The sequence below is a fragment of the Streptomyces sp. NPDC048434 genome (assembly GCF_043200375.1).
In the GTDB taxonomy this organism is placed as follows: domain Bacteria; phylum Actinomycetota; class Actinomycetes; order Streptomycetales; family Streptomycetaceae; genus Streptomyces.
Genome location: NZ_JBICXQ010000032.1, coordinates 101,511 through 114,524, shown reverse-complemented (window position 1 = coordinate 114,524; position 13,014 = coordinate 101,511). Strand labels below are relative to the sequence as shown.

Annotated in this window: 10 protein-coding genes; 7 read left to right on the top strand and 3 right to left on the bottom strand. The window is 68.8% G+C overall.

The features are described 5' to 3' along the window. From metH to ACGFWI_RS32015, 4 genes are all read left to right on the top strand, one after another. A partial coding sequence (gene metH, locus ACGFWI_RS32030; protein WP_393909542.1) for a methionine synthase occupies positions 1-2,853 on the top strand: 2,853 nt, incomplete at its 5' end. A 275-nt stretch (positions 2,854-3,128) separates the two neighbouring features. Next, on the top strand, positions 3,129-3,842 hold the full coding sequence (locus ACGFWI_RS32025) for an HAD family hydrolase (RefSeq protein ID WP_393909541.1): 714 nt from the start codon (positions 3,129-3,131) through the stop codon (positions 3,840-3,842). Positions 3,843-4,205: 363 nt separating this feature from the next. After that, on the top strand, positions 4,206-5,813 hold the full coding sequence (locus ACGFWI_RS32020) for an ABC transporter substrate-binding protein (protein ID WP_393909540.1): 1,608 nt from the start codon (positions 4,206-4,208) through the stop codon (positions 5,811-5,813). A gap of 89 nt (positions 5,814-5,902) precedes the next feature. Next, positions 5,903-7,501, top strand: coding sequence for an ABC transporter substrate-binding protein (locus ACGFWI_RS32015; protein ID WP_393909539.1), 1,599 nt, complete (start codon positions 5,903-5,905; stop codon positions 7,499-7,501). 91 nt (positions 7,502-7,592) lie between these two features. Here ACGFWI_RS32015 and ACGFWI_RS32010 read toward each other — a convergent pair whose 3' ends face one another. After that, positions 7,593-8,264, bottom strand: a complete 672-nt coding sequence (locus tag ACGFWI_RS32010) for a response regulator transcription factor (protein ID WP_020929992.1) — start codon at positions 8,262-8,264, stop codon at positions 7,593-7,595. Positions 8,265-8,302: 38 nt separating this feature from the next. Next, the gene (locus ACGFWI_RS32005; RefSeq protein ID WP_393909538.1) at positions 8,303-9,253 is read right to left on the bottom strand and encodes a RecB family exonuclease; all 951 of its coding nucleotides are present in this window, start codon (positions 9,251-9,253) and stop codon (positions 8,303-8,305) included. A 174-nt stretch (positions 9,254-9,427) separates the two neighbouring features. Here ACGFWI_RS32005 and ACGFWI_RS32000 point away from each other — a divergent pair, with 174 nt between their 5' ends. The 3 genes from ACGFWI_RS32000 to ACGFWI_RS31990 all read left to right on the top strand — a co-directional run bounded on the left by ACGFWI_RS32000 (position 9,428) and on the right by ACGFWI_RS31990 (position 12,521). Continuing rightward, a complete protein-coding gene (locus ACGFWI_RS32000) occupies positions 9,428-10,690 on the top strand; it encodes a site-2 protease family protein (protein ID WP_393909537.1) in 1,263 nt (420 codons plus the stop codon). A gap of 68 nt (positions 10,691-10,758) precedes the next feature. Then, positions 10,759-11,742 carry a tRNA (adenine-N1)-methyltransferase gene (locus ACGFWI_RS31995; RefSeq protein ID WP_393909536.1) on the top strand — a complete coding sequence of 328 codons (984 nt, stop codon included), beginning with the start codon at positions 10,759-10,761 and terminating at the stop codon, positions 11,740-11,742. A 203-nt stretch (positions 11,743-11,945) separates the two neighbouring features. Beyond that, positions 11,946-12,521 (top strand): hypothetical protein, encoded by a 576-nt coding sequence (locus tag ACGFWI_RS31990; RefSeq protein ID WP_393909545.1) that lies wholly within the window; start codon positions 11,946-11,948, stop codon positions 12,519-12,521. A 45-nt stretch (positions 12,522-12,566) separates the two neighbouring features. Here the strand turns inward: ACGFWI_RS31990 and ACGFWI_RS31985 are convergent, their stop codons facing one another. Further along, positions 12,567-12,860: a ferredoxin gene (locus ACGFWI_RS31985; protein WP_393909535.1), complete on the bottom strand. Its 294-nt coding sequence runs from the start codon at positions 12,858-12,860 to the stop codon at positions 12,567-12,569. Between the last annotated feature and the right edge of the window lie 154 nt (positions 12,861-13,014).

The following is a 13,014-nucleotide window of genomic DNA, read 5'->3' as shown; positions in this document are numbered from 1 at the left end:
GCGCTGACGGCGCTGGAGCCGCTGGGCATCGACATGATCGGTCTGAACTGCGCGACCGGTCCGGCGGAGATGAGTGAGCATCTGCGCTATCTGGCCCGGCATTCGCGGGTGCCGCTGGCGTGTATGCCCAATGCGGGGCTGCCGGTGCTGGGCAAGAACGGTGCGCATTACCCGCTGACCGCCGAAGAGCTGGCGGATGCGCAGGAGACGTTCGTGGCGGAGTACGGGCTGTCGCTGGTGGGCGGGTGCTGTGGGACGACGCCGGAGCATCTGCGGCAGGTCGTCGAGCGGGTGCGGGGCACTGTCCCCACGGTGCGTGAGCCGCGTCCCGAGCCGGGGGCGGCGTCGTTGTATCAGACGGTGCCGTTCCGGCAGGACACGTCGTATCTGGCGATCGGTGAGCGGACCAATGCCAACGGGTCGAAGAAGTTCCGTGAGGCGATGCTGGAGGGCCGCTGGGACGACTGTGTGGAGATGGTGCGCGACCAGATCCGTGAGGGCGCCCACATGCTCGACCTGTGTGTCGACTATGTCGGCCGGGACGGTGTGGCGGACATGGAGGAGCTGGCGGGCCGCTTCGCGACCGCTTCGACGCTGCCGGTCGTGCTGGACTCCACGGAGCTGAATGTGATCCAGGCGGGTCTGGAGAAGCTCGGCGGCCGTGCGGTGATCAACTCCGTCAACTACGAGGACGGGGACGGCCCGGAGTCGCGGTTCGCGAAGGTCACGGAGCTGGCGGCGGAGCACGGTGCGGCGCTGATCGCGCTGACCATCGACGAGGAGGGCCAGGCCCGCACCGTCGAGCACAAGGTCGCCATCGCCGAGCGGCTGATCGAGGACCTGACGGGCAACTGGGGCATCCATGAGTCGGACATCCTCATCGACTGTCTGACCTTCACGATCTGCACCGGGCAGGAGGAGTCGCGCAAGGACGGTATCGCCACCATCGAGGCGATCCGGGAGCTGAAGAAGCGCCACCCGGAGGTTCAGACGACTCTGGGGCTGTCGAACATCTCCTTCGGTCTGAATCCGGCCGCGCGGATCGTTCTCAACTCGGTGTTCCTGGACGAGTGTGTCAAGGCCGGTCTGGACTCGGCGATCGTGCACGCCTCGAAGATCCTGCCGATCGCGCGGCTGGAGGAGGAGCAGGTCAAGGCCGCCCTCGACCTCGTCTATGACCGGCGCAGTGAGGGCTATGACCCGCTGCAGAAGCTGATGGAGCTGTTCGAGGGTGTCAACACCCAGTCGATGAAGGCCGGCCGGGCCGAGGAGCTGCTGGCCCTGCCGCTGGACGAGCGTCTCCAGCGGCGCATCATCGACGGGGAGAAGAACGGCCTGGAGGCCGATCTGGAGGAGGCTCTCCAGGACCGTCCGGCCCTCGACATCGTCAACGACACCCTCCTGGAGGGGATGAAGGTCGTCGGTGAGCTGTTCGGCTCCGGGCAGATGCAGCTGCCGTTCGTGCTGCAGTCCGCGGAGGTCATGAAGACGGCGGTGGCGCATCTGGAGCCGCACATGGAGAAGTCGGACGACGAGGGCAAGGGCACCATCGTGCTGGCCACCGTCCGCGGTGACGTCCATGACATCGGCAAGAACCTCGTCGACATCATCTTGTCCAACAACGGCTACAACGTCGTCAACCTCGGCATCAAGCAGCCGGTCTCGGCGATCCTGGAAGCCGCCGAGGAACACCGCGCCGATGTCATCGGGATGTCCGGGCTGCTGGTCAAGTCCACGGTGATCATGAAGGAGAACCTCGAAGAGCTCAACCAGCGCAAGATGGCCGCCGACTTCCCCGTCATCCTGGGCGGCGCCGCCCTCACCCGCGCCTACGTCGAGCAGGACCTCCACGAGATCTACGAGGGCGAGGTCCGCTACGCCCGCGACGCGTTCGAGGGCCTGCGTCTGATGGACGCCCTGATCGCCGTCAAGCGCGGCGTGCCCGGCGCCACCCTCCCCGACCTCAAGCAACGCCGGGTGCCCAAGCGGGACACGGCCGTGCTGGAGGTCGAGGAGCCCGAGGGCGCGGTGCGCTCCGACGTCGCCCTCGACAATCCGGTCCCGGAACCGCCGTTCTGGGGGACCCGCGTCGTCAAGGGCATCCAGCTCGCCGACTACGCGTCCTGGCTGGACGAGGGTGCCCTGTTCAAGGGGCAGTGGGGTCTCAAGCAGGCCCGCACCGGTGACGGGCCGACGTATGAGGAGCTGGTGGAGACCGAGGGCCGCCCCCGGCTGCGCGGCTGGCTCGACAAGCTGCAGACCGAGAACCTGCTGGAAGCGGCTGTCGTGCACGGCTACTTCCCGTGCGTGTCCAAGGGCGAGGACCTGATCCTGCTGCACGAGGACGGCACCGAGCGCACCCGCTTCACCTTCCCCCGCCAGCGCCGCGGCCGGCGCCTGTGCCTGGCCGACTACTTCCGCCCCGAGGAGACCGGCGAAACCGATGTCGTCGGCCTGCAGGTCGTCACCGTCGGCTCGAAGATCGGCGGCGCCACCGCCGAACTCTTCGAGGCCAACTCCTACCGCGACTACCTCGAACTCCACGGCCTGTCCGTCCAGTTGGCCGAAGCCCTGGCCGAGTACTGGCACGCCCGGGTCCGTGCCGAGCTGGGCTTCGCGGGCGAGGACCCGGCCGACGTCGAGGACATGTTCGCGCTCAAGTACCGCGGCGCGCGCTTCTCGTTGGGCTACGGCGCCTGCCCCGACCTGGAGGACCGCGCCAAGATTGCCGACCTGCTGCAGCCGGAGCGGATCGGTGTCGAGCTCTCCGAGGAGTTCCAGCTGCACCCCGAGCAGTCCACCGACGCGATCGTCATCCACCACCCGGAGGCGAAGTACTTCAACGCGCGGTAGCGGGGTGAACCCTTCCCGGGGCGGCAGCAGACCGCCCCGGGAATCCGGGAATCCCCGTAGCGCTCGGTGATTTTGCGTGCGCGGGCCGGGACCGCCCAGGATCCGCCTCAGGACCGCCCGGGATCCCCCTCAGGACGGCCCCCACCTCCATCACCACGCATTTCGGCCCGTACCGTCGTACACTTATCGGTCCGGTAGCGGCCGGTCGTTTCCCCAGCCGGGGATGGCGGCCGGCCCTTTCGTCCCTTCGGGGACGTCGTAACGGAGGTGGATGGATGACCAGCAGCATCCCCGCAGTCGGCACCCGAACGGCCGAAGCCGCGACCCTCCAAGCCGTATTCCTCGATCTGGACGGCACGCTCGTCGACACCGAGGGATTCTGGTGGGAGGCGGAGGCGGAAGTCTTTGCCGAACTCGGCCACATCCTCGACGACACACACCGCGAGGTCGTGGTCGGCGGACCGATGACCCGCAGTGCCGGGTATCTGATTCAAGCCACCGGCGTCGACATCACCCTGACCGAGCTCAGCGTGCTCCTCAACGCCGCCTTCCTGGCCCGGATCGGGCGTGGCGTCCCCCTGATGCCGGGCGCCCGCAGGCTGCTGGCCGAGCTGGCCGCCCATGAGGTGCCGACCGCGCTGGTCTCCGCCTCGCACCGCGCCATCGTCGACCAGATGCTGCATTCGCTGGGCCCGGAGAACTTCCGGCTGACCCTGGCGGGCGACGACCTGGAGCGCACCAAACCGCACCCGGACCCGTATCTGACGGCCGCCGCGCGGCTGGGGGCCGACCCGGCGTGCTGCGCGGTCATCGAGGACACCCTGACCGGCGTGACCGCAGGTGAGGCGGCGGGCTGCCCGGTCGTCGCGGTCCCCTCGGTGACACCGATCCCGCCGGCGGCGGGCCGTACGGTCGTGCCCTCGCTGGAAGAAGTCGATCTGCCATTTCTCCGAACGCTCATCACGGAAAGCCGTCGAGTCGTGCACTGAGCGTGTCCCGGAGAAAGCCCCTCAGAACTGAGGGGAGCGGCCCGCTCATTTTCCGTGACGAATGCGCTGACCGAATTGTTGCCTCGCCACGGATCCGTGAATGCGTGACGTTTCTCACGTGCCGGGCCGTCGACAGTGGGGCCCAGGGGTGTTCCAGAGGGGCTGTCGGGGGTGTTAAGCGGGGTTAAGTGTCCGGATTGGTGGAGCAACGTGCGAATCGTTCCACCGTCCGGATATCGATCACCCACCCGTGGTTATCCGGAAGCCATATCGAATCAACTCCTTTGTGTCTGAGCGCGGCTGGCCGTTCCTACTAATGTCGACGCGAGCAACACCTCTGCGCCGATAAGGAACCTGCCGACGATGAATCGCAAGACCCTGGTGCTGCCGGCGCTGGCCGGTCTCCTCGCCCCCGTTCTCGCAGCCTGTGGCAGCACGGACGGCGCGGGCGAAGGCGGCGATCCGATCGTGGTGGGAGTCGCCTCCCAGATCGAGGCGACCAAGGCGGCGCCCGCCCCGCTCGACCCGTCGCAGGCCTATGACGTCGATGCGTGGAACATGCTGCGCGGCACCCTCCAGACGCTGATGCGGCTGCCCAGGACCGGCAACGCGCCGGTGCCCGAGGCCGCCGAGTCCTGCGGGTTCCGCGACACCCAGAACGAGCAGTACCGCTGCACCCTGCGCAGTGGCCTGAAGTTCTCGAACGGGCACGCCCTGACGGCGCAGGACGTCAAGTTCTCCATCGACCGCATGCGGACCATCAACAACACCAACGGTCCGGTGTCGCTGCTCGATGACATCGACAAGGTCGAGACGCCCAGCGACAACGAGGTGGTCTTCCACCTCACCAAGCCGGACGCCACCTTCCCGCAGAAGCTCGCCACCCCCGCCGCCGCCATCGTCGACGGCGAGGTGTACCCGAAGGGCCGCCTCTACAGCGGCTTCGACGTGGTCGGCTCCGGCCCGTACACGCTGAAGACGGAGCGCAAGAACAACCACATCACCAAGGCCACCTTCACCAAGAACCCCACCTACAAGGGCGGGGTGAACGTGCGGAACGACAAGGTCGAGATGCGCTTCTTCACCGACTCCAAGGTGACGGAGCAGGCGCTGCGCAAGGGCGATGTCGATCTGATGTACCGCGGGCTGTCGCCCGACCAGATCAGGAGCCTGGAGAACGCCCGCGACAAGCACATCATGCTCCAGGAGATGCCGGGCCAGGAGATTCGTTACCTCGCCTTCAACACCAAGGACCCGGCCGTCTCCAACAAGGCCGTGCGGAAGGCGATGGCGCAGATCGTCAACCGCTCGGAGCTGGTGCGCGACGTCTACTCCTACACCGGCGACCCCCTCTACTCGATGGTTCCCACCGGCCTCACCGGTCACATCAACTCGTTCTTCACCAAGTACGGGAACCCCAGCGCCGCCGCCGCCCGCAAGACGCTGCAGCAGGCGCACATCACCACCCCGGTGAAGTTCACCCTCACGTACACCACGAACCACTACGGCTCCAGCACCGCCAAGGAAGTGCGTGCGCTGCAGAGCCAGCTCAACAGCACCAAGCTGTTCGACATCAAGGTCAAGGGCGTCGACAGCTGGCAGCAGTTCCGGACCGACTCCCTGGACGGCAAGTACAGCGTCTACAACATGGGTTGGTTCGCCGATATCCCGGACCCGGACAACTACATCGCGCCGTTCATCGGCAAGCAGAACTTCCTCGGCTCGCCCTACCGCAACTCCAAGATCGAGTCGCAGCTGATCCCGAACAGCCGGCAGCAGACCGACCGCAACGCCGCCGCGGCGAACTTCAAGCAGGCGCAGGACCTCATCGCCGACGATGTGCCGCTCCTCCCGCTGTGGCAGGGCAAGCAGTACGTCGTCGCCCGCGATGACGTCACCGGCATCGAGTGGGCCCTCAACTCCTCCTCGTCGCTGCAGATCTGGGAGCTCGGCCGCGGCGTCTCGAACTGAGCCCGGGGACCCGGCCAATGCAGCACACACCCGCCGCGGCCTCCCCGCTGCGGCCCGACAGGCACCACCCAGAACGTGAGGACCGTTTAGTGAGGAAGCGTGACCAGTGGCTGGCCGCCCCGATCGGAGCGGGGCTGACCACAGCCCTGCTCGCGCTCGCCGGGTGCGGCACGGACGACTCGGGGGCGGCCGGCAGCGGCGAACCCCTGGTCATGGGAATGACGGACAAGGTCCAGTCGACCGACCCGGCATCCGGCTACGAGCCGGGATCATGGCTGTTGTTCAACAATGTCTTCCAGTCCCTGCTGAGCTTCCCCAAGGGAGGCACCACCCCCGAGCCGGAGGCCGCCGAACGCTGTGGCTTCACCGACGGCGACAGCAAGGTCTACCGCTGCACCCTCAAGGACGGTCTCAAGTTCAGCAACGGTGACGCGCTGACCTCCAAGGACGTCAAGTACTCCTTCGACCGCACCCGGCGCATCAAGGACAGCAACGGCCCCGCCGTGATGTTCTCCGCGCTCGACAAGGTCGAGGCGCCGGACGCCAAGACCGTGATCTTCCGGCTGAAGACGCCCGACGCGACGTTCCCGATGAAGATAGCCTCGGGCGCCGGCTCGATCGTCGATCACGCCGACTACCCCGCCGACCGGTTGCGCACCGACGGCAAGGCCACCGGCTCCGGCGTCTACACCCTCAAGGAGTACAGCTCCCAGAAGGCCGTCTTCGGCGTCAACGGCTCGTACAAGGGTCCGGCCAAGGTCAAGAACTCCGGGATGACCGTGAAGTTCTTCAACCGCCCCGACAAGCTCAAGACGGCCGTCGAGAAGGGCGATGTCGATGTCGCCTACCGCGGTCTGTCCATGAAGGACATCGCGGCACTCGACAACGCCTCGCTGAAGCAGCAGCACGGCACCCAGGTCGTCGAGGGCGCCAGCGCCGAGGTCATGCACCTGGTCTTCAACCTCAAGGACCCGGTCGCCGGCAAGCTGGGCGTCCGCAAGGCGATCGCCTACCTCCTGGACCGCTCGACCCTGGTCCGGGACGTCTACCAGCGCACCGCGGTGCCGCTGTACTCGATCGTCCCGGCCGGCATCACCGGCCACAGCACCTCCTTCTTCAACACCTACGGCGACAGCCCGAAGCCCGACAAGGCGAAGGAGGCGCTGCGCTCCGCCGGCTTCAACGGCAAGGTGCCGCTCACCCTGTGGGCCACCCCCGACCGCTTCGGCCCCGGCACCGTCCCGGCCTTCGAGGAAATCGCCCAACAGCTCAACGACAGCGGCCTGTTCAACGCCAAGGTGCGCACCCTGCCCACGAAGGAGTACGAGCAGGGCGTGGCCTCCGGCCGGTTCGGTGCCTACGTCAAGGGCTGGGTCCCCGACTATCCGGACCCCGACAACTTCACCGCGCCGTTCTTCGGCAAGGACAGCGTGGTGGCCAACCACTACAGCTCGCCCACCATCACCGGGCGGCTGCTGCCCAAGACGGCCGACCAGCCGAACCGGGGCGCCACCAAGTCCGACTTCCGGGAGCTGCAGGACATCGTCGCGCAGGACGTGCCGATGATCCCGCTCTGGCAGGGCAAGCAGTACGCCGTGGCCCGCGACGGGGTCTCCGGCCTGGAATGGACCCTGGACCCCTCGACCGTCTTCCGGTTCTGGGAGATCAGCAAGTCGTCCGAGGCCTGACCGGACCTGTCACACGAGAGCGGGGCCGGACCGGGAACTCCCGGTCCGGCCCCGTCGTCGTGCGCGTGACGGGCTGTCAGCACCCGCCCGGCTACTGGGCGCCGGGGCGCACCAGCCCGCTCTCGTACGCGTACACCGCCGCCTGCACCCGGTCGCGCAGCCCCAGCTTCGTCAGCACATGACCCACATGCGTCTTCACCGTCGTCTCGCTCACGAACAGATCCGCGGCGATCTCCGCGTTCGACAGCCCGCGCGCCACCAGCTTCAGCACCTCCACCTCGCGTTCGGTGAGGGTGTGCAGCGTGTCCGGGACCGGCTCCTCGCCCGACGGCAGATGCCCGGCGTACTTGTCCAGCAGCCGGCGCGTGATGCTCGGCGCGAGCATCGCCTCGCCGCCCGCCACCACCCGGATCGCCTGTACCAGTTCGTTGGCCGGCGCGTCCTTGAGCAGGAAGCCGCTGGCCCCCGCCCGCAGCGCCTCGACGACATACTCGTCCAGGTCGAAGGTCGTCAGCACCAGCACCTTCGCCGGGCCGTCCTTCGCCGGACCCGTGATCTGCCGGGTCGCCTCGACGCCGTCCATCCGGGGCATCCGGATGTCCATCAGCACCACATCGGGCTGCAGGGCCCGCACCTGCTCCAGCGCCTGCAGACCGTCACCGGCCTCCCCGACGACCGCCAGATCCTGCTCCGCCTCCAGAATCATCCGGAATCCCGTACGCAGCAGGGGCTGGTCGTCGACCAGCAGGACGCGGATGGCCACGAGCTCTCCTTTGATAGGCCTGTCCGGGCGATCAGCGCCTAGATGTCTCCCATTCTGCCCTGCGGCACCCCGCCGCCCTCCGGCGGGCGGACCCGGAGCGGATACACCGGGGGAGTACCGCCGAATTCCGGGCAGTGCGCCTGGTGGTCGCACCAGCCGCACAGTTTCGTCGGCCGCGGCCGCCAGTCACCGGTCGCCGTCGCCAGCTGGATCGCCTCCCACAGCGCCAGCAACTTCCGCTCCACGCCCCGCAGATCGGCCTCACTCGGGTCGTACGTCACCACATCGCCGCTGCCCAGATAGACCAGCTGCAGTCGCCGCGGCAGCACACCGCGCAGCCGCCACACCACCAGCGCATAGAACTTCATCTGGAACAGCGCGCCCTCGGCGAACTGCGGCCGCGGGGCCTTGCCGGTCTTGTAGTCGACGATCCGCACCTCACCCGTCGGCGCGACATCGACCCGGTCGATGAACCCCCGCAGCTGCAGCCCCGAATCCAGCACCGTCTCGACATAGAGCTCACGGTCCGCCGGCTCCAGCCGCGTCGGATCCTCCAGCGAGAACCACCGCTCCACCAGCGCCTCGGCCTCCGCCAGCCACTGCGCCAGCCGCTCGCCCTCCGCGTCGTCCGCGAACAGCTCCGCCAGCTCCGGCCGCTTGGCCAGCAGCTTCTCCCACTCGCCCGGCACCATCGCCCGTGCCTCGACGGCCGTACGCTCCACTGCTGGAGCGTCGAAGAGCCGCTCCAGCACGGCATGCACGACCGTGCCGCGCGTCGCCGCCGCGCTCGGCTTCTCCGGCAGCCTGTCGATCACCCGGAAGCGGTACAGCAGCGGACACTGCATGAAATCGCTCGCCCGCGACGGCGACAGCGCCACCGGCGGCCGCGGCTGCACCTCGCTCCGCGCCTCCGCCCCGGCAGCCTCCCCGCCGGACCCGGCTTCCCCACCCTGTGTGCCCGCCTCGGCCTGCTCCGTGCTCCATCCCATGCCACAAAACCCTACGGCCCGCCACTGACAAGCGCGGACGGGTCACCGGCGCAGGGCCCCGCAGCGGATCGGGGCAGGGCACTCCGCATACCATCGAGCCTGGACCCCTGCGCCCTGCCTGATCGGGACATCAGGCCGAGCAGGGGCGACTGCCGTATTCGATGAGGGGACGCCGTGGACGAGAGCGGGAAGTCGCAGGACCCCGAGGAGTCCGTGCGGCCCCAGCCGCCCGAGCCGCCCAAGAACGGCAAGGAGCCCAAGGCACCCGCACCGGGCAGGAGGAAGGGCAGCGGCGGCGGCATCCTGATGGGCCGTCCCTTCGGCGTACCGGTCTACGTCGCCCCCAGCTGGTTCCTCGTCGCCGCCCTGATCACCTGGGTCTTCGGCGGCCAGCTGGAGCGCGTACTGCCCGAGCTCGGCGCCGCCCGCTACCTCGTCTCGCTCTTCTTCGCGGTCGCCTTCTATGCCTCGGTGCTCGTCCACGAGCTGGCCCACACCGTCGCCGCGCTCCGCTTCAAACTCCCCGTACGGCGCATCCAGCTGCAGTTCTTCGGTGGCGTCTCGGAGATCGAGAAGGAGACCGAGACCCCCGGCAGGGAGTTCATCCTCGCCTTCGTCGGCCCGCTGCTCTCGCTCGCCCTCGCCGGGGTCTTCTACGCCGGGATGCAGCTGGTCGAACCCGGCACCGTCCCCGGCGTCCTGGTCGCCGGCCTGATGATCTCCAACCTCATCGTCGCGATCTTCAACCTGCTGCCCGGCCTCCCGCTGGACGGCGGCCGGATGCTGCGCGCCATCGTCTGGAAGATCACCGGCAGGCCCATGAGCGGCACCATCGCCGCCGCCTGGGTCGGCCGCGCGCTCGCCGTCACCGTCCTCATCGGCCTGCCGCTGCTCACCCACACCGGCGTCCTGGGCACCGCCCGCCCGGAGATCGGCGGCGCCGACTCGCTCACCGACGCCCTGCTCGCCGCGATCCTCGCCGCCATCATCTGGACCGGCGCCGGCAACAGCCTGCGCATGGCCCGGCTCCGGGAACGGCTCCCCGACCTCACCGCCCGCACCCTGACCCGGCGCGCCGTACCCGTCGAGGCCGACACCCCGCTCTCCGAGGCACTGCGCCGCGCAAATGACTCCGGCGCCCGCGCCCTGGTCGTCGTCGACCGCCAGGGCACCCCCACCGCCCTCGTCCGTGAGGCAGCCATCGTCGGCGTCCCCGACCACCGCCGCCCCTGGGTCTCCGTGGGCACCCTCGCCCAGGACCTCAAGGAGGGCATGCGGGTCTCCGCCGAACTCGCCGGTGAGGACCTCCTGGAGTACCTGCGCGCCACCCCCGCCACCGAGTACCTCGTCGTCGAGGAGACCGGTGAGATCTACGGCGTGCTGTCCACCGCCGACGTCGAGCGGGCCTTCGTCTCCGCCATGGCCCGTAAGCCCTGACCCCCCGTCGGCGGCCTCCGGGCCGCCCACTGGTCCGCGGCGTCCCAACGGGCCGGTAGGCTGGTCACATGTCCGAACCGACCGGTGCCGCCCGCCGTCGCGGGCCCTTCAAGGTCGGGGACCAGGTCCAGCTCACCGATCCCAAGGGACGCCACTACACCTTCACGCTCGAAGAGGGAAAAAGCTTCCACACCCACAAGGGAGCTTTCCCCCACGACGAGCTGATCGGTGCTCCCGAGGGCAGCGTTGTCCGTACCACCGGGAACGTCGCCTACCTCGCGCTGCGCCCGCTGCTCCCCGACTACGTCCTGTCCATGCCCCGCGGCGCCGCCGTGGTCTACCCCAAGGACGCGGGGCAGATCCTGGCGATGGCCGACATCTTCCCCGGCGCCCGCGTCGTCGAGGCCGGTGTGGGCTCCGGCTCGCTCAGCAGCTTCCTGCTGCGCGCCATCGGCGACGACGGCATGCTGCACTCCTACGAGCGCCGCGCCGACTTCGCCGAGATCGCCACGCAGAACGTCGAGCGCTACTTCGGCGGCCCGCATCCCGCATGGACGCTCACCGTCGGTGACCTCCAGGACAACCTCTCCGACGCCGACGTCGACCGCGTCATTCTCGACATGCTCGCCCCGTGGGAGTGCCTGGAGGCCGTCTCCAAGGCCCTGGTCCCCGGTGGCATCCTCTGCGCCTACGTCGCGACGACGACGCAGATGGCCCGCACCGTCGAGGCGATCCGCGAGCACGGCACCTTCAACGAGCCGTCGGCCTGGGAAACCATGGTCCGCACCTGGCACGTCGAGGGCCTCGCCGTCCGCCCCGACCACCGCATGATCGGCCACACCGGCTTCCTGCTGACCGCCCGCCGCCTCGCCGACGGCGTCGAGCCCCCGCTGCGCCGCCGCCGGCCCGCCAAGGGCGCCTACGGCGAGGACTACACAGGGCCGGGTGGGCGGGAAGCAGCCGCGTCGGGCGCCCGGGAGACAGCCGCAGCCGCCGCCCCCGCCAAGGACCAGGCAGCCGCCTCCGGAGACAGCTCCGCCGAGCAGGGCTGACCGCCCGGATCCGGCCATCGAACCATCAGGCGCCGCCGACGAGTTCCCGCACCGGGAACCGCCGGCGGCGTCCCTTCGTTTCCACCACCGGATCTGCACGGAAAACTCCGGCCCGGCCGGTTCCTTGGCGCACCCTCCTGTGGAACGATGCTGGGCACTCCCACCGGTACAGCACTTCACAGGAGTTACCCCGCGTGCAGCCCATGGCAGGCCAGGACCTTATGCACACCCAGCCGCGCCCCATGCACTGGCTCGCCACCGCCACCGCCGTCTCGGCGGTCGTCGCGGCCGCGTCCTTTATCCAGCCCCCCGACGCCAAGGCCACGACCTCCCCCGATGCCACGGCCGGCCACCACCTCACAGCCGCCCCTGACCCGGGCAGGGTGACCTTTCCGGTCGACTGCGGGCCCAACCGCCTCGACGTGGTGAAGAAGGCCTCCGGCGACCTCGACGGCGACGGCACGACCGAGACCGTTGCGGTGGTCCGCTGCCACAGCGGGACCGGCACCCCGCCCAGCGGCGTCTACGTCCTGGCGCAGCCGACCGAGGCCAAGGCCGCACCACGCATCGTGGCGACACTCCTCGCGCCCGCCCGGCAGCGCAGCGTCCAAACCCTCACCATCAAGGATGGCGCGATCTCAGCGGCGCTCCTGGGCTACTCCACGCTCGACGTTCCGCGCTGCTGCCCGGACGTGCACAAGAGCGTCAAGTGGCAATGGAAGGGCGGGAAGTTCGTTCAGAGCGAACTCCCCGCCGCCATGAGTACTGGTCGTGTGTAACCGGTCACATGATGTGCCCGGCCGACGCGTTCCGCGCCGCACCGGCTACTCCGCGTCCGGGCCGTAGACCTCGACGAGGTCCTTGGCGCGGCGGACGTGGATGCAGTCCCCGGGGCACTCCTTCGCGGAGTCCCGGACGTCATTGAGCAGCTTCAGCGGGACGGGCGTTGTGGCGCCCTTGTCCTGCAGCAGCTCGTCATCGGTGCTCTTCACATAAGCCAGCCCGTCGATGTCGAGCTCGAAGACCTCCGGCGCGTACTGCGCACAGATGCCGTCCCCGGTGCACAGATCCTGGTCGATCCACACTTCCAGCTCTGGGGCTTCGTCCTGCGCGGTCATCTCGCCTGCCGTTCCTGCGTACGTGAACCGTTTTTGCCTAAGTGGCGCCAGCCCTGACGGGTGTTGACCGACTCGACGATACAACCGCTCGCTTTCCGATGTTGTTGGGTGGGTATTCCCTTGGCGTGAGGACGTGCGCAAGGGTGAAGATCGG